This window comes from Ochrobactrum sp. XJ1 (genome assembly GCF_024701725.1).
Lineage (GTDB): Bacteria > Pseudomonadota > Alphaproteobacteria > Rhizobiales > Rhizobiaceae > Brucella > Brucella anthropi.
Map to the genome: position 1 here is coordinate 311284 of NZ_VDGD01000006.1, position 17659 is coordinate 328942.

Here is a 17659-nt window from a genome sequence, read left to right on the forward strand (position 1 = left end):
ATCAGCTAAGCTCTCTTCATGGAAAATCAGAATCTCCTGAATGAGCCGATTCTGCAGCTCGGTGCCACATCCTTCACGCTGGGGAATATCCTGCTGGCGGGTATCGTCGTGCTGGTGCTGTGTCTTGCGATTTTTCTGATCGCGGCGAGGCGCTCTGCCCGACTTCGCGCGGTTGCGGAAGCACAGGCCGAGGACCGTGCCCGGGATGCAGAATATCGCATGGCGGAAATCCTGAAGGCACAGGCCGAGATGCAGGGCCGGATGCAGACCATGGCCGAGGTATTCGGCTCACGGCAGGCGGAACTCAACCAGTCGATCCGCGAACGGCTCGACGGCATGACGCATCGCATCGGCCAGACCATGACCGAACAGACCCGCTCGACGCATGAAAATCTCGCCAAATTGCAGGAACGTCTTGCCGTCATCGACACGGCGCAGAACAATATCCAGTCGCTCGCCGGACAGGTGGTGCAATTGCAGGCGATCCTCGCCAACAAGCAGACGCGCGGCGCTTTCGGCCAGTCGCGCATGGAAGCGATCATCGCCGACGGCCTGCCGCAGGGGGCCTACGAGTTTCAGGCAACGCTTTCCAACAGCACCCGTCCCGACTGCCTTGTACGGATGCCGAACAATGCACCCTCGCTCGTGATCGACGCAAAATTCCCGCTCGAAGCCTGGAATTCGATGCGCGAAACGGAACAGCCGGAGGCGCGCAAGGCAGCAGTCGCCCAGTTCCGCCGCGACATGGAAGTGCATATCAAGGATGTCTCGGACAAATATCTGATCCCCGGCGAAACACAGGATACGGCTTTTCTGTTCGTGCCGTCGGAGTCCATCTTCGCCGATATTCACGAGCACTTCGAGGCCCTGATCCAGCGTGCGCATCGGGCGCGAGTCGTCATTGTCTCGCCGTCGCTGCTGATGCTGTCGATTCAGGTCATTCAGGCAATCCTGAAGGATGCCCGCATGCGTGAGCAGGCGCATGTGATTCAGGGCGAAGTGATCCGCTTGATGGAAGATGTGGGCCGCCTCGACGAGCGCGTGCGCAAGCTGCAGACCCATTTCGTGCAGGCCAACAAGGATATTGACGATATTCTTGTATCTTCCAACAAGGTCACCCGGCGCGGCGCGAAGATCGAAGCGCTGGAATTTGGCCCTGCACCCGCAGAGGAAGCATCCCGCCCGCAAACGAGACAGGCGGAAAACACTCCCACTCAAATGCGCCTGCGCGTGGTGGATGAGGATTAATTTCTTCGGCTCAGAATAGCGACTCTGCTATTTCCCTCATCCTGAGAAGGCGCGAAGCGCCGTCTCGAAGGACGAGGGAAACGCACAACTCGACCCTCATTCTCAGCCTGTCGAAAGGGCGGGCAGCACAACGGCTCGTCAAATATTAGCTGGCCGGTCGGAATGACCGAGATCGCGTTCCGGCCAGACCAGATCGCGCACGCGCTGCTTTAACACCTTGGCTTCCGGAAATCCGCCGTCACGCTTGCGTTCCCAGATGAGTTCTTCGCTTCCATCCGGCATATAAACACGGATTTCAAACACTCCACCAGTCCCCGGACGCAACGCCACTTCGCCTAAATCCTGCCCGAAAGTCTGTAACAGTTCCTGCGCCATCCACGCAGCACGCAGCAGCCAGTTGCATTGGGTGCAGTAGGTGATGGAGATACGGGGATGTTCGGACATTGATTTCAACCTTCGGAACTAGGGCAATCTTAAAGTCTATTGCCGGCTTGTTAGACAGGCAAACTTGCATCAACATCTAGCTTCCAAAGACGCGCGGGGGCAAGTCATGGAAGTAACAGTCTACATTCTGCGTTGCGCAGAATGTTCATATTACACCGGTCTCACCAAGCAGAGCATCGAAGCCCGATTGTGGGAACACAATGAAGGTATTTACGATAGCTATACGAAGAAGCGTCGACCGATCGAACTTGTTTTCACAGAAACATATGATCGGATTATCGATGCCATCGCGCGCGAACGGCAGATCAAAGGATGGTCACGTGCAAAGAAAGAAGCGTTGATTGCGCTAAATTATGAGGGCCTGCCTGTATTGTCGAAGCGGGGATGAGATCGGGACGTCTACCTCGTCCCGCCTTCCCCCTCATCCTGAGGAGGCACTCTGAGCGTAGCTCATGGGAGCCGTCTCGAAGGGCTGAGGGGAGCGCTGTCGCCCTCGTCCTTCGAGACGCCTCCTTCGCAAGCTCAGGAGGCTCCTCAGGATGAGGACGAAATTGGCATCGTCAAAGTTCAAAAAGAAGGGGCGCCGAAGCGCCCAATCCAAGACAGTATTCAACAGATCACCAAATGATCAATCATCGCCCATCTTGAGCGCCTGAATGAAGGCCTCCTGCGGGATTTCGACCTTGCCGAACTGGCGCATGCGCTTCTTGCCTTCCTTCTGCTTTTCCAGAAGTTTGCGCTTACGCGTCACGTCACCACCATAGCACTTGGCCGTCACGTCCTTGCGCAGCGCCGAGATGGTCTCGCGTGCTACGATACGACCGCCAATCGCTGCCTGGATCGGAATCTTGAACATGTGCTGCGGGATCAGCTCCTTCAGCTTTTCGCACAGCGCGCGGCCACGCTTTTCCGCCGCCGAGCGGTGAACCAGCATCGAAAGCGCGTCGACCGGCTCCTCGTTCACAAGGATCGACATCTTGACCAGATCGCCCTCACGGTAATCCGAAAGATTGTAGTCGAACGAAGCATAGCCCTTCGAGATCGACTTCAGGCGATCGTAGAAATCGAACACCACCTCGTTGAGCGGCAGATCATAGGTGATCATGGCGCGGGGACCAACATAGGTCAGATCAATCTGCAGACCACGGCGCTCCTGGCAGAGCTTCATGATCGCGCCGAGATAATCATCCGGCGTCATGATAGTCGCACGAATCCAAGGTTCTTCAATCGCATTGATCTTCACCACATCCGGCATATCGGCCGGGTTGTGCAGCTCTTTCTGCGAACCGTCCTGCATGTTCAGGCGATAGACAACCGAAGGCGCGGTCGTGATGAGGTCGAGATTGAACTCGCGCTCAAGACGTTCCTGAATGATTTCCAGATGCAGAAGACCAAGGAAACCACAGCGGAAGCCGAAGCCGAGCGCAGCGGAGGTTTCCATTTCGAACGAGAACGACGCATCGTTGAGGCGCAGCTTGCCCATGGCAGCGCGCAGGTCCTCGAAATCCGCCGCATCGACCGGGAACAGGCCGCAGAACACGACCGGCTGCGCGGGCTTGAAGCCAGACAGCATCTTGTTCGTCGGGCGGCGATCTTCGGTGATCGTATCGCCGACGCGGGTGTCGGCCACTTCCTTGATCGAAGCGGTGATGAAGCCAAGCTCGCCGGGACCGAGTTCGTCCACCTGAACCATCTTCGGCGTGAACACGCCGGTGCGTTCCACCGGATATTTCGCGCCCGTGCCCATCATGCGGATGGTCTGGCCCTTTTTCAGAACGCCATCAATGATGCGCACCAGAACGATAACGCCGAGATAGCTGTCATACCAGCTATCGACCAGCATGGCCTTGAGCGGCGCATTGCGGTCGCCTTCCTTCGGCGCGGGCAACTGGGTGACGATGGCTTCCAGCACATCCTCGATGCCGATGCCGGTCTTGGCCGAAATATGCACGGCCTGCGCGGCATCGATGCCAATCACTTCCTCGATCTGCTGCTTGACGCGCTCAGGCTCGGCAGCGGGCAGGTCGATCTTGTTCAGCACGACCACGATTTCATGATTGTTGTCGATGGCCTGATAGACATTGGCCAGCGTCTGCGCTTCCACGCCCTGAGAGGCGTCCACCACCAGAAGCGAACCTTCGCACGCGGCCAGCGAGCGCGAGACTTCATAGGCGAAGTCGACGTGTCCGGGCGTGTCGATCAGGTTCAGCACATAATCTTCGCCGTTCTTCGCCTTGTAGCTGAGACGGACGGTCTGCGCCTTGATGGTGATGCCGCGCTCGCGCTCGATATCCATCGAGTCGAGAACCTGATCCTTCATCTCGCGCGTGTCCAGCCCGCCGGTCAACTGAATGAGGCGGTCGGCCAGCGTCGATTTGCCGTGGTCGATATGGGCGACGATCGAAAAATTGCGAATATGGTCAAGTGGTGTGCTCATGCGCGCGATTTAACAGCAAGAAGCGGAATCTCAAAGCGGTTTTCGGATAAGTTCACGTTGAAACAAAAAAACGAACATGGGAAAAAGTCCTGCTATCATGATCGTGACAACAAGTCCCCTTTGCCTTGTGGCCAAAAGGCGATAAATCACCGGCAATATAGACGCATTGTCGCCGCTCATTGCAAGCGGCGCAGCTGGCTTTCATGCAGGAGTTTAGGATGAAGACCGAACCGAACGAAGTCCACAACAGGCCGAAACTGGTCACCGTTTTCGGCGGCTCCGGCTTTGTCGGGCGCGCGGTCGTCGCAAGTCTCACCAAGCGCGGCTATCGCGTGCGCGTTGCCGTGCGCAAGCCGGAAGTTGCCTATTACATGGCTCCGCTCGGCAATGTCGGCCAGATTCAGATGGTGCAGGCCAATGTCCGCAACCGCGCTTCGGTCGAACATGTCGTCAAGGGTTCCGACCATGTCGTGAACCTCGTCGGCATCCTTGCTGAAAGCGGTCGCCAGCGTTTCAACACCGTTCAGGTGCTGGGCGCGAAGAACATCGCCGAAGCCGCCAAGGCCGCAGGCATTCGCATGACGCATCTGTCCTCGCTCGCAGCCGACGTCAATTCGCCATCGGATTACGCACGCACCAAGGGCGAAGGCGAAAACGCCGTTCTTTCCGTTCTGCCGGAAAGCGTCATCCTGCGCCCCTCGATCATTTTCGGCCCTGAAGACCGCTTCTTCAACCGCTTCGCCAACATGGCGCGCTTCTCGCCGTTCCTGCCAGCTATCGGCGGCGGCGAAACGAAGCTCCAGCCGGTCTATGTCGGTGATGTTGCGGAAGCCGTCGCCCGCGCCGTCGATGGCAAGCTGATGCCGGGTGGCGTCTATGAACTCGGCGGCCCGGATGTGCAGCCGTTCAAGAACTGGATGAAGGACATGCTCGGCGTTATCGCCCGCAAGCGCCTCATCATTTCCATGCCTTGGTGGGTTGCCCGTTTGCAGGCATCGATCCTCGGCCTGCTGCCGAACCCGATGCTCACCAACGATCAGGTGACGCTGTTGAAATTCGACAATGTCGTTTCCGAAAAGGCGATCAAGGAAGGCCGCACGCTGGAAGGCATGGGCATCACGCCGGAAGGCGTTGACGCCGTACTGCCATCCTATCTGTGGCGCTACCGCGTTGCCGGCCAGTACACCAAAACCGGTTTTGCGTGAGACATTCCGCTCATCGGAAAATGAACAAGGGGCCGAAAGGCCCCTTTTCTTTTGCCCGATTTTTTATACGCCGAGCTTTGTCTGAATTTGACGACGTTCATCCCCAGACGAGAAGCGCAGCCAACCCCACCGATCCGACGATCAGGCGCCACCAGCCGAACAGCTTGAAGCCGTGGCGGGACACATAGTCAAGCAGATAGCGCACGACGAAAACGCCCGAGATGAAAGCCATTACGAAGCCGACCCCGATCAGCGCACCGTCGTTGAGCGACAGGATATTGCGGCTCTTGTAGAGGTCATAGGCAAAAGCGCCTGCCATGGTCGGCATAGCGAGGAAGAACGAAAACTCCGCCGCCGAGCGCTTGTCGGCCCCCAGCAGAAGCGAGCCGACAATGGTGGAGCCGGAGCGCGACACGCCTGGTATCATGGCCAGGCACTGGATGAAGCCGATGGCGAGGCACATGGGCAGCGGATAATCCATCACATCATGATAGCGCGGACGCAGATTGAGCTGGTCCACCCAGAGCAGGATGAAACCGCCGATGATGAGCATGATGCAGACAAGCATCGGCGTTTCAAACAGCACGCTTTTGATGAAGCCGTGCGCCAGCGCGCCGATGACAGCAGCGGGCAGGAAGGCAACCAGAATGCCGAAGACGAAGCGCCGCGTGCGGGCATCGCGGGGAAAATCGGTCAGGATTTTCAGAAGTTTTGCCGAATAGACAGTCAAGATGGCCAGAATGGCACCAAGCTGGATCAGAACCTCGAAGGTTTTTCCTGTGGATTCAAAACCAAGAAAATGGCCGATCAGCAGCAAATGCCCGGTGGAGGAAACCGGGATAAATTCGGTCAAGCCTTCGATAAGACCGAGAAACGCGGCTTCCAGCAGATTAAAAACATCCATGAAGTCAGCACCTTAGAATATTGGGCACCATGATGGCAGCAAGACCGGGCCGCGATTGCGGTTGCCGAGGCAAAAACGAGCACTTCCAGCGATTGCTTGTCTCACGCAGACATAGCCCTTATAGACTTTATATTCCGTTGAGGCGGCGTCGAATCGCTCGGTAGCAGGAATAGCCTGCTGCATGCGCAAACGCCAGCCGCCGTGCTATCTCCGGACGTTCAATTCAAGCTTCAGTCGAGAGTATCGCGTCGATCATGCTTACGCTTTTTCATCATCCCATGTCTTCGGGTTCGCGCTATGTGCGGCTCATCCTCGGCGAGTATGGCGTTGAAGCGGAGTTGATCGAGGAACGACCGTGGTCACGTCGCAAAGAATTTCTGGCGCTGAACCCGGCGGGCACCCTGCCCGTTCTTCTGGCTGAAAATGACCTTCCGGTCGTCGGCGCGACGGTGATTGCCGAATATCTGGACGAAACCCGTGGCGCCTTGAAACGCAGCCGCCGCCTTCTGCCGGAAAGCCCGATGGAGCGCGCCGAAGTGCGCCGCCTCGTTGACTGGTTTCTGCTGAAATTCGAAAATGAAGTCACACGCCACATCGCGCGCGAACGTGTGTTCAAGCTGCAGATGGCAGCCGAAATGGGCGGTAGCGCGCCGGATTCGACCGCTATCCGCGCCGCCCGCACCAATATCCGCCAGCACATGAAATATATCGACTGGCTGGCCGCGACCCGCGACTGGCTGGGTGGCGCGCATCCAAGCTATGCCGACATGGCTGCGGCAGCATGCATTTCCGTGCTAGACTATCTCGGCGAAATCGAGTGGGGCGAAACCAAAGCAGCGCGTGACTGGTATGCACGCATGAAATCGCGCCCGGCCTTCCGCCCATTACTTTCTGACCGCGTGCGCGGGCTTGCCCCGGTGGCCCATTATGGCGACCTCGACTTCTAGTTCGAAAACCGAAAAGCTGAAGCGCTTCCTGATCGAAGAGGCGAAGGCGGTTGGTTTCGATGCCGTCGCCTTCACCACGCCGGATGCAATTCCGCAAGCGCCCGAACGGCTGCGCCAATATATTGCCGATGGCCACCACGCCGACATGGAATGGATGGAGGAAACCGAGGCGCGCCGCAGCGATCCAAGCGTGCTGTGGCCGGAAGTCCGTTCCATCATGATGCTGGCGATGAATTACGGGCCGGATGCCAACCCGCTCGCCATTCTGGAGCAACAGGATCGCGCGGCCATATCGGTCTACGCGCAAAACCGCGACTATCATGACATCATCAAGGGCAAGCTCAAGCATGTGGCGAGCCGTTTTGCCGCGCGCGCCGGACAGGATGTCAAAGTCTTCGTCGACACCGCGCCCGTCATGGAAAAGCCGCTGGCTGAGGCCGCGGGGCTCGGCTGGCAGGGCAAGCACACCAATCTGGTAAGCCGTGAGCTTGGATCATGGCTGTTCCTCGGCTCCATCTTCACAACGGCGGAAATTCCGCCCGACAAGCCTGACCGCGACCATTGCGGCTCCTGCCGCGCCTGCCTCGACGCTTGTCCGACCAAGGCCTTCCCCTCGCCCTATCGCATCGACGCAAGGCGCTGCATTTCCTATCTCACCATCGAGAACAAGGGGCCGATCCCGCACGAATTCCGCAAGGCGATGGGCAACCGCATCTATGGCTGCGATGACTGCCTTTCCGTCTGCCCTTGGAACAAGTTTGCGCAGGCAACCAGCGAAATGAAGCTGAAAGCCCGCGACGATCTGAAAGCGCTGCGTCTGGCCGACCTGTTGACGCTGGATGATCCCGCGTTCCGCACTTTGTTTTCGGGTTCCCCGGTGAAACGGATCGGGCGCGACCGCTTCCTCCGCAATGTGCTGATCGCCACCGGTAATTCCGGTGATAAAACGCTTCTGCCAGATGTCGAACGACTGCTGGAAGACGAAGCGCCTGTCGTGCGCGGGGCAGCTATATGGGCCTTGAAGCAATTGGCCAATCCCGACCGTGTGGCTGAAATGCAGAAACGTCTGGCCTCATCGGAAGAGGATGCTACGGTGCAAGCAGAGTGGACCACCGCATCGACCCGAAAATCGGAAGCGATTTTCGGAAAACACGATGCGTAGATTCAATGGATTAGAGTGTCCTATGTGCGTCCCAACGGGCGCACGGCGCTCTATGGAGGAAGTTTGATGCGCGTTTTTCTGTTCGGAGCCGGTTATTCTGCCCAAGCCTTTGCTCAAAGGATGACAGGTGAGGCGGAACGCATCGACGGGACAACGCGGCACGAGCAGAAATTCCCGCTCCTTGAAAAGGCGGGCATAAAGCCGATGCTCTTTGACGGTGAAACACCTTCGCCCGACCTTCTGGACCGGCTTGCCCAATCGACCCATGTTGTCGTTTCGATTTCGCCCGGCGAAAGCGGCGACCCGGCGGTCGCCGTTGTAGAAGAAGCGCTTCGTCGCCCCGACAACACCATTCGCTGGATCGGCTATCTGTCGACGGTCGGCGTCTATGGCGACCATCAGGGCCAATGGGTGGACGAGACTGCTCCCTGCAAGCCTGCGTCCCGCCGCAGTCTGGAGCGGGTGGAAGCCGAAGAAGCATGGGGACAATTGAGCGAACGGCACGGAACGCCGCTCGCAATCTTGCGTCTTTCCGGCATTTACGGGCCGGGCCGCAACGCCTTCATTAATCTGGAACGCGGTACTGCACGGCGCATCATCAAAGACAATCAGGTCTTCAACCGCATCCACGTCGATGACATCGCCGGTAGCCTGCGTTTTCTGGCAGGAACCAACACGGGCGGCATCTTCAATATCACCGACAATGAACCAAGCCCACCACAGGATGTCGTCACCTATGCAGCCGAACTGATGGGCGTGACGCCGCCGCCGGAAGTCCCCTTCGCGGAAGCCGACATGACGCCGATGGCGCGCTCCTTCTATGGCGAGAACAAGCGTGTCTCCAACCAGCGCATCAGGGATCTCGGCTATGAATTTGCCTATCCCGACTACGAGACCGCCTTTTCGGCCATGTGGCGCGACGATAGCTGGCACTGATTTGCATTGTTCAGATGCGGCTGTTAAAAATGCATCCGTAATCGAACCGGGACAAAACAGAATGAGCAGCACCGAACTCGCAACCAGATAAGCCGCAACAGCCTTTCCGACCTGTTGCGGCATCTGCCCCGGACCAATTTCCCTTAAAGCGCATCCCGAAAAGTGTGTAACGATTTTCGGATAAGACACGCGTTGTAAAGCAGGCAGATCGCCGCCCGAATTCTTTCTCGAGCGGATGCTTCGTCATGCCTTTTGATAACAAACAAACTCCACGCTGGAGTTACTCCCTGCCATTTGCGCTCGCGCTGATGGCCCCTTTCGACATTCTCGCCTCGCTGGCCATGGACATCTACCTGCCGGTCGTGCCGTCCATGCCCGCCATCCTGCAAACGACACCCGCCATGGTGCAGCTGACGCTCAGCCTCTACATGGTGATGCTGGGTGTCGGGCAACTGCTGTTCGGCCCGTTGTCGGACCGCTTCGGACGCAGGCCCATCTTGCTTGGTGGCGGATTGGTTTTCGCCCTTTCGTCCTTCGCGCTGGCGATTACCGACAATGCCGCGCTATTCGTGGCGCTTCGCTTCGTACAGGCAACGGGCGCCTCGGCGGCACTTGTCGCCACTTTCGCAACGGTGCGCGACGTCTATGCGACACGTCCCGAAGGCGCGACGATCTACGGCCTTTTCAGCGCCATGCTTTCCTTCGTTCCTGCGCTTGGCCCGATTGCCGGTGCACTGATTGCAAAGGGTTTCGGATGGCGGACAATCTTCGCATTGCTGGGCCTGTTCGGTCTCATCGCAACATGGCGCGCCTTGCGCCACTGGCACGAGACACGACCGACCGGCGATGCGCCAAACGCCGGCAGTCTGGGGCGGATCATAAAGGATTTCCGCTTCTGGACCTACACGCTCGGCTTTGCCACGGCGATGGGCACGTTCTTCGTATTCTTTTCTACCGCACCGCGCATTCTGATCGAACGCAGCGGCTTCGGCGAAACAGGATTCAGCCTTGCTTTCGCAAGCGTTGCCGGCGTCATGATCGCCGCCACGCGCATCCTGCCGCGCCAGACGCAGAAATGGGGTGCCCGTACAAGCGTGGCCCTTGGCATGGTCGTGCTCCTTGCCAGCGCACTCCTGCTTCTGGCGGGCGAGACACTGCTGCAACCATCATTCACAAGCCTCATCGTCCCGATGTGGCTTGCCGCTGTCGGGATCGTTCTCACCGCATCGATGACGGCGAATGGTGCGCTTGCAGCTTTTGACGACAATGCGGGCATGGCGGTCGCAGTCTATTTCTGTGTTCAGAGCCTGATCGTCAGTCTCGCAGGAACCGCACTGGTCATTTTCCTGCCTGGCGATACTGCCTGGCCATTGATCACCTTCTGCACCTTCATGCCGTTGCTGGTTCTGGCCATGCTTGCAAGGCTACGAAAGAGCTGAGGGAAATGGCGGTCGGCAGCACAAACTGTCGACCGCCATTGAAGCCCTGCCGTGGACACCGCATAATGCCCGCAATCCGGTTGTCTTGATTCGCAGCCGCAGCCCCTAGAGCGCCGTGCGTCCATATGGACGCACAAAGGATGCTCTAACCGATCGAATCTACGCATCGTACTTTCCGAAAATCGTAATCGATTTTCGGGCCGATGCTGTAGGCAAAACATGGAACTGCCCCATGATCGCAAACAGATTGAAGAAGATCATTCTCGCAGCCTCGCTGGCCGCAATGATCGCGCCCGACTTCGCGCCAATGGCCATGGCGGAAGACATGCCGGCCAAACAGGCTTTCGGCGGTGAAAGGCTTCCTGTGCTGACGCAGCAGCCACAATCCATCGGCTTTTATGCCAAAGGATGCCTTGCCGGGGCGGTGGCATTGCCGACGGACGGACCGAACTGGCAGGTCATGCGCCTTTCGCGCAACCGCCGCTGGGGTCATCCGCGCATGATCGGTCTTCTGGAGAAACTGTCCCGCGATGCAGCACAGGACGGCTGGCCCGGCCTGCTCGTCGGTGACATCTCACAGCCGCGCGGCGGCCCGATGCTCACCGGTCATGCCTCGCATCAGGTCGGCCTCGATGCCGATATCTGGCTGACACCGATGCCGAAAAAGCGGTTTTCCGATGCCGAACGCGAAAGCGTTTCCGCCGTTTCGATGCTGAAACCGGATTCGCTTTATGTGGACCCGAAAAAATGGACCCCCGCCCGCACGGCCCTCATCAAGCATGCCGCAAGCTATCCGGAAGTCGAGCGCATCTTCGTGCATCCGGGCATCAAGAAGCAGCTTTGCGACACAGTGACGGGCGACCGAAGCTGGCTCGGCAAGGTTCGCCCCTATTGGGGGCACTTCTACCATTTCCACGTGCGCCTGACCTGCCAGCCCGGTTCGCCTCAATGCAAGGGACAGCCGAAAGTGGCTGCTGGCGACGGTTGTGACAAGTCGCTCGCCTGGTGGTTCACCGACGAGCCATGGAAGCCCGCAAAGCCGTCGAAGGAACCGCCAAAAAAGCCGCGTCCGGTGATGGTTTCCGATCTGCCGAAGGCCTGTGCCGCCGTCCTCAACGGCCCTGCGCCGAATTCGGTTGCGGATGTCACCTACGGCGTGCAGTAAAGGCTTTTAGCGCTTTTCAGGTCTTTGGCACTTCGCTATAGATTTAAAACGATTTAGAATGCTAATGACAAGGTTATCAACTCGTAAGGTTGCTCATTCATGACGGAACGCCTGCGCATCGCATTGATCGCCCACGACCAGAAGAAGGATGACATGGTCGCCTTCGCCAAAGCGCATGAGCAGGCTTTGGCCCGCTTTGACATCGTGGCGACGGGGACGACCGGCAGCCTCATTCTGGATGCCTGCCCTTCACTCAGCATTCAGCGTGTGAAAAGTGGGCCGCTCGGCGGAGACCAGCAGATCGGCGCGATGATTGCGGAAGGCACGGTGGAAGTGCTCATCTTCTTCATCGATCCGCTGTCCCCGCTTCCGCACGATGTCGATGTGAAGGCGCTGACACGCCTTGGCAGCGTCTACGATATTCCAATGGCGCTCAATCGCGCGACAGCGGAAAAACTGATCAAAGCGCTTGATTAAAGCGCATCCCGAAAAGTGTGAAACGGTTTTCGGAAAAGATGCGCGTAAAAACAAATGATTAGAGCGCGATCTGATCCAATCAGATCGAAACGCGCTCTAATCCTGCACAAGACAGGCTCGCCCGCGGAAGACCACCGCGGGCGGGAGACATGACCAGGGAGAGGGCATGCTGGCGAAGTACAGCATGTCTCCCAAAAGTGGGAACCGGCTTTGGGACAAAAACATGCATGAAAACAAAGAGATAGAGCTGGTCGAACAGGGGTTCCGGTTTCCAGTACTCGTCGGCGATATCGGCGGCACCAATGCCCGCTTTGCTATCTTGGTGGATTCCAATGCAGAGCCGAAGGAATTTCCCGTTCTCCAGACAGCGGATTATGCAACCATCGATGAGGCGATACAGAGCGCCATTCTTGATCACACTTCGATCCGGCCACGCTCCGCAATTCTCGCCGTGGCCGGCCCCGTCGACGGTGACGAAATCGACCTCACCAATTGCGACTGGGTCGTGCGTCCGAAGAAGATGATCGCCGATCTCGGTTTCGAGGACGTGACCGTGCTGAACGATTTCGAGGCGCAGGCGCTTGCCGTCGTGTCTCTCGGCAGCGATCATCTGGAACAGATTGGCGGCAAGCCGGAAGAAGTGATTGCCACCCGCGTCGTACTCGGACCGGGCACGGGGCTTGGCGTTGCCGGTCTTGTCCGCACACGCCATGCATGGGTGCCGGTGCCTGGCGAAGGCGGCCATATCGATATCGGCCCACGCACTGAACGCGATTATCAGGTCTTCCCGCATATCGAGCGCATCGACGGCCGCGTCGCTGGCGAACAGATCCTGTGCGGCCGCGGCCTGCGCAATCTCTATCTTGCCATATGCGCCGCCGACAAGGTGACGCCAACGCTGGAAACACCTGCCGACATCACTTCAACAGGGCTCGATGGCAGCAATGCGCAGGCGGAAGAAACCCTGCATCTGTTCGTCACCTATCTCGGACGCGTTGCAGGCGATCTGGCGCTGATCTTCATGGCGCATGGCGGTGTCTATCTTTCCGGCGGCATTCCGCAGCGCATCCTTTCTGCGCTCAAGTCCGGCGCTTTTCGCGAAGCATTCGAAGACAAAGCCCCGCACAAGGCCATCATGCGCGACATTCCTGTCCGCGTGATCACGCACCAGCTTGCAGCCCTCACAGGGCTTTCCGCCTTTGCGCAGGCCCCCGCCCGTTTCGAAGTTTCGACCGAAGGACGCCGCTGGCGCATTAGAGCATGATTCCGAAAAGTGGGAACCGGTCTTCGGGTAAAATCATGCTCAAACAAAAACTTAGAGCGGGATGATGGTTCAGCTTAAAAACATCCCGCTCTGACCGGCAAAGCTTGAGGATGGTCAAGCCGCACGGATAACGTTATAGAAACGCTGCACTGAAATTGCCGATGGCTTTTTCAGTGCAGCGTTTCCGTATGGGAAGTCGTATTTTTCAACGATAGCCGCCGGACCTGCCGGAGGGCTAAGAGACAAAAAGCGCTTTTGCACGTGAGTCTATTTAAGAAGAAAAACAAGAAGATCGATACGGGCGAAGCCACCCGCGTAATCCGGCGCATGATGTCGGAAAACATCCGCGAATATAAAAAGAACTACATTATCGCCATTCTGGCATCGCTCATCGTCGGCGGATCGAATGGCGCACTGGCCTATATGATGAAGCCGATGATCGACAAGATCTTCTATGAGCAAAATCTCGCTCTGGTCTGGGTCATTTGTGGCACATTGCTGGCCATCTTCGTATTGCGTGGCATTTCCGGCTATATACAGGCTGTGGAACTGGCCAAGATCGGCAACAATCTGGTCGCGCGCTACCAAAAGCGCATTTTCGACCATCTGATGAAGCTCGGTCTCGATTTCTATAACGACACCCGTTCCGGTCATCTGGCAGCGCAGATCAATCAGAACGTTTCCGGCATTCGCGATCTGCTCAACATGACGATTTCGTCGATCGCGCGCGATTTCATCTCGCTCGTCGGTCTCGTCGGCATGATGTTCTACATGGATCCGGTTCTGTCCGTTGCGATTTTCCTGATCGGACCGCCGCTTATTCTCGCCGTTGCCTATATTTCGCGCCGCATTCGCTCTGTCACCCGTGATCTCGTGCATCTCAATTCCCATCTGCTGGGCGCGATGCAGGAATCGATTCAGGGCATTGCCATCGTCAAGGCCTTTACGATGGAAGACCAGTTGCGCGCCAAGATCGGCAAGCTCATCGACCAGTCCGAAGGCCGTAGCAACAAGATCGCCAAGGTCTCCGAGCGCACGACGCCCATTTCCGAAATGCTGGCAGGTTTTGCCGTCTCCGGCGTGCTGGCCTATAGCGGCTACCGCGCCATTCTCGAACAACAACCGCCCGGCGCAACCTTTGCCTTCATCACCGCAATGCTGCTTGCCTATGACCCGGCTCGCCGCCTCGCCCGCCTTCAGGTCGGGCTGGAAAAGGCGCTCGTCAATGCGCGCATGATCTATGAAGTGCTGGATATAGAGCCGCGCCAGCGCGATCTTCCAAACGCTGTGGAACTGAAAGCCGGTCCTGGCGAAATCCGCTTCGAGGATATCTATTTCTCCTATAACGAGACCGCCCCGGTGCTTCACGGCGTCAGCTTCGTCGCCAAGGCGGGAGAAACCACTGCCGTGGTGGGCGCTTCGGGCGCGGGCAAATCGACGCTCATCAATCTTGTCCAGCGCTTCTACGATCTCGACAGCGGCAAGATCCTGTTCGACGGACAGGATATCGCACAGGTCAAGAAACGGTCGCTGCGCCATGCCATCGCCTATGTCTCGCAGCAGCCCTATCTGTTTGAAGGCACCATTGCCGACAATATCCGCTATGGCCGCCCGGACGCGGCGGATGAGGAAATCATCGAGGCGGCGAAACTTGCCCATGCGCATGAATTCATCCTGCAACAGCCGCAGGGCTACGACACGCCGGTCGGCGAAAACGGCGTGACGCTTTCTGGCGGCCAGCGCCAGCGCGTCTCGATCGCTCGCGCCATCGTGCGCAATGCGCCGGTTCTCCTGCTCGACGAAGCGACTTCCGCCCTCGACAACGAATCGGAGAAGCGGGTCCAGCAAGCGCTGGAAGGCATCATGCAGAACCGCACCACAATCGTGATTGCCCATCGGCTTTCCACGGTGGTCAATGCAAATCGCATCGTGGTGATGGAAGCTGGTCGTGTGGTGGAAGAAGGGCGTCACGACGATCTGATCGGCATCCAGAACGGCGTTTATGCCCGCTTTTATCAATTGCAGAGCGGCAACGGCGATATCATCACCGAAAAAACGGCAGAAGAATTGCGGACAGGAGAACCCCGATGAGCGGAGAAACGCAGAACAGCGAAGTGGGCCTCGTCGTCGTCGGCGCTGGCGGACGCATGGGCCAGACATTGATCCGGACCATCCAGACCATCGAAGGCGCGAAACTGGTCGGTGCCATCGAACGCTCCAGCTCTCCACTTCTCGGCAGGGATGCGGGCGAAGTCACCGGCATTGGCCCGCTCGGCGTGACAATCACCGACGATCCGTTACCGGTCTTTGCCAAGGCGCACGGCGTCCTCGACTTCACAAGCCCTGCGGCAAGCGTGGAATTTGCAGGGCTTGCTGCGCAAGCGCGCATCGTGCACGTCATCGGCACGACGGGCTGCTCGGCTGAAGACGACGAGAAAATCCGCGCCGCCGCCCGCCATGCAACCATCGTCAAATCCGGCAATATGAGCCTCGGCGTCAATCTTCTGTCCGTTCTGGTGCAGAAAGCAGCGCAAGCGCTCGATCCTGCGGATTTCGACATCGAAATTCTCGAGATGCACCACAAGCACAAGGTCGATGCACCGTCCGGCACCGCGCTGCTTCTCGGCGAAGCGGCAGCGAAGGGGCGCGACATTGCATTGGCGGAAAACAGCGTGCGCGTGCGTGACGGTTATACCGGCCCGCGCGAAACCGGCTCCATCGGCTTTGCAACATTGCGCGGCGGTTCGGTTATCGGCGATCATTCGGTGATTCTGGCTGGTCCCGGTGAACGCGTCGTTCTTTCCCATCATGCCGAAGACCGGTCGGTGTTCGCACGCGGTGCCATCAAGGCCGCACTCTGGGCCCATGGCAAAAAGCCCGGTCTCTATTCGATGCTCGATGTTCTCGGGCTGAACGACTGATCGTTTCCACCGGAGCGCCGATCCGACCTGTTCAGATCAGCTCTCCAGAGTTTTGTCTTATCGCGCATCTTATCCGAAAACCGCTTCACACTTTTCGGGATGCGCTCTCTAACGGAGCGTCGCATATGTCTCGTACTCTCGTCCTGGTCCGCCACGGTCAAAGCGAGTGGAACCTCAAGAACCTCTTCACCGGATGGCGCGATCCGGGCCTGACCGAACAGGGCCATGCCGAGGCGAAGGCCGCAGGCCAGCGCCTGAAAGCTGCCGGTCTGAAGTTCGACATCGCCTATACGTCTGCGCTGTCGCGTGCGCAGGTGACCTGCCAGCACATTCTGGACCAGCTCGGTCAGTCTGATCTCAAGACGATCCGCGATCAGGCCCTGAACGAGCGCGACTATGGCGATCTGTCCGGCCTCAACAAGGATGATGCCCGCGCCAAGTGGGGCGAGGAACAGGTCCATATCTGGCGCCGTTCCTACGACGTCCCGCCTCCGGGCGGCGAAAGCCTGAAGGATACCGGCGCGCGCGTTTGGCCGTACTATCTGCACACGGTGCAGCCACACGTGCTGCGCGGCGAAACCGTTCTGGTTGCAGCCCACGGCAATTCGCTCCGCGCACTGATCATGGCGCTCGATGGTCTGACACCGGAACAGATTCTCAAGCAGGAACTCAACACCGGTGTTCCGGTCGTTTATCGGCTCAATGCCGATTCGACTGTCGCTTCGAAGGAAATTCTCGAAGCCTGATAGCTGTTTGGCTGTGAATTCGTCGGGCGCGTCAGCGCGCCCGTCCCTCATTTCAACGCGAAAAAAGCATTGGCTGAAAAAAAGCTGGCTGAATGTCGAAAACGCGATTGACAGAGACAGGTCGACCCCTTAGATGGGTCCTCGTCGCCCAGATGGCGGAATTGGTAGACGCACCAGCTTCAGGTGCTGGCGCTCGCAAGGGCGTGGAGGTTCGAGTCCTCTTCTGGGCACCATTTCCAAGTCTTCAGACCACTACCAAGGTCCAGAAGCACCCCAAAAAGCCCGCGCAAGCGGGCTTTTTTGTTTCTGGATTGTCGTCCCGACAGGATCAAGCTTCAAGCCGGTTAATCCGACCAACAGATTT

The 17659-nt window shown here is 58.2% G+C and carries 16 protein-coding genes and 1 tRNA gene; 14 read left to right on the top strand and 3 right to left on the bottom strand.

The annotated features are described in order from the left end of the window. The first annotated feature begins 18 nt into the window (after nt 1-18). Entirely contained in the window at nt 19-1248 is a 1230-nt protein-coding gene (locus tag FG152_RS13185) for a DNA recombination protein RmuC (RefSeq protein WP_498986760.1), read from the top strand. A gap of 138 nt (nt 1249-1386) precedes the next feature. Here the strand turns inward: FG152_RS13185 and FG152_RS13190 are convergent, their stop codons facing one another. Then, on the bottom strand, nt 1387-1692 hold the full coding sequence (locus FG152_RS13190; protein WP_010659409.1) for an Rdx family protein: 306 nt from the start codon (nt 1690-1692) through the stop codon (nt 1387-1389). 106 nt (nt 1693-1798) lie between these two features. On the opposite strand from FG152_RS13190, the gene FG152_RS13195 reads away from it, so the two are divergent. After that, on the top strand, nt 1799-2080 hold the full coding sequence (locus FG152_RS13195; protein ID WP_010659408.1) for a GIY-YIG nuclease family protein: 282 nt from the start codon (nt 1799-1801) through the stop codon (nt 2078-2080). Nucleotides 2081-2320: 240 nt separating this feature from the next. Here FG152_RS13195 and lepA read toward each other — a convergent pair whose 3' ends face one another. Next, on the bottom strand, nt 2321-4129 hold the full coding sequence (gene lepA / locus FG152_RS13200; RefSeq protein WP_010659407.1) for a translation elongation factor 4: 1809 nt from the start codon (nt 4127-4129) through the stop codon (nt 2321-2323). Between the two features lie 218 nt (nt 4130-4347). Between lepA and FG152_RS13205 the strand changes: the two genes are divergently transcribed. After that, nucleotides 4348-5334, top strand: a complete 987-nt coding sequence (locus FG152_RS13205) for a complex I NDUFA9 subunit family protein (RefSeq protein ID WP_029929346.1) — start codon at nt 4348-4350, stop codon at nt 5332-5334. Nucleotides 5335-5431: 97 nt separating this feature from the next. Here FG152_RS13205 and FG152_RS13210 read toward each other — a convergent pair whose 3' ends face one another. Next, complete coding sequence (locus FG152_RS13210; protein WP_010659405.1) at nt 5432-6238, bottom strand: undecaprenyl-diphosphate phosphatase; 807 nt, start codon at nt 6236-6238, stop codon at nt 5432-5434. Nucleotides 6239-6492: 254 nt separating this feature from the next. Here FG152_RS13210 and FG152_RS13215 point away from each other — a divergent pair, with 254 nt between their 5' ends. From FG152_RS13215 to FG152_RS13265, 11 genes are all read left to right on the top strand, one after another. After that, complete coding sequence (locus FG152_RS13215) at nt 6493-7185, top strand: glutathione S-transferase family protein (RefSeq protein ID WP_010659404.1); 693 nt, start codon at nt 6493-6495, stop codon at nt 7183-7185. Further along, the gene (gene queG / locus FG152_RS13220; protein ID WP_010659403.1) at nt 7166-8347 is read left to right on the top strand and encodes a tRNA epoxyqueuosine(34) reductase QueG; all 1182 of its coding nucleotides are present in this window, start codon (nt 7166-7168) and stop codon (nt 8345-8347) included. Before FG152_RS13215 ends, queG begins: the two co-directional genes overlap by 20 nt. Before the next feature lie 66 nt (nt 8348-8413). Next, nucleotides 8414-9283, top strand: a complete 870-nt coding sequence (locus FG152_RS13225) for an SDR family oxidoreductase (RefSeq protein ID WP_010659402.1) — start codon at nt 8414-8416, stop codon at nt 9281-9283. A 245-nt stretch (nt 9284-9528) separates the two neighbouring features. Continuing rightward, a complete protein-coding gene (gene cml, locus FG152_RS13230; RefSeq protein WP_010659401.1) occupies nt 9529-10722 on the top strand; it encodes a CmlA/FloR family chloramphenicol efflux MFS transporter in 1194 nt (397 codons plus the stop codon). A 232-nt stretch (nt 10723-10954) separates the two neighbouring features. Then, nucleotides 10955-11887, top strand: a complete 933-nt coding sequence (gene mepA, locus FG152_RS13235; protein ID WP_071632555.1) for a penicillin-insensitive murein endopeptidase — start codon at nt 10955-10957, stop codon at nt 11885-11887. A 99-nt stretch (nt 11888-11986) separates the two neighbouring features. After that, the gene (locus FG152_RS13240) at nt 11987-12364 is read left to right on the top strand and encodes a methylglyoxal synthase (protein ID WP_010659399.1); all 378 of its coding nucleotides are present in this window, start codon (nt 11987-11989) and stop codon (nt 12362-12364) included. A gap of 223 nt (nt 12365-12587) precedes the next feature. Then, nucleotides 12588-13628 carry a glucokinase gene (locus tag FG152_RS13245; protein WP_010659398.1) on the top strand — a complete coding sequence of 347 codons (1041 nt, stop codon included), beginning with the start codon at nt 12588-12590 and terminating at the stop codon, nt 13626-13628. 261 nt (nt 13629-13889) lie between these two features. After that, nucleotides 13890-15719 (top strand): ABC transporter ATP-binding protein, encoded by a 1830-nt coding sequence (locus tag FG152_RS13250; protein WP_010659397.1) that lies wholly within the window; start codon nt 13890-13892, stop codon nt 15717-15719. Then, the gene (gene dapB, locus FG152_RS13255) at nt 15716-16549 is read left to right on the top strand and encodes a 4-hydroxy-tetrahydrodipicolinate reductase (protein ID WP_010659396.1); all 834 of its coding nucleotides are present in this window, start codon (nt 15716-15718) and stop codon (nt 16547-16549) included. Before FG152_RS13250 ends, dapB begins: the two co-directional genes overlap by 4 nt. Nucleotides 16550-16674: 125 nt before the next feature. Next, the gene (locus FG152_RS13260) at nt 16675-17295 is read left to right on the top strand and encodes a 2,3-bisphosphoglycerate-dependent phosphoglycerate mutase (RefSeq protein ID WP_010659395.1); all 621 of its coding nucleotides are present in this window, start codon (nt 16675-16677) and stop codon (nt 17293-17295) included. Nucleotides 17296-17441: 146 nt separating this feature from the next. After that, nucleotides 17442-17528 (top strand) — tRNA-Leu (locus FG152_RS13265). The last annotated feature ends 131 nt before the right edge of the window (nt 17529-17659 follow it).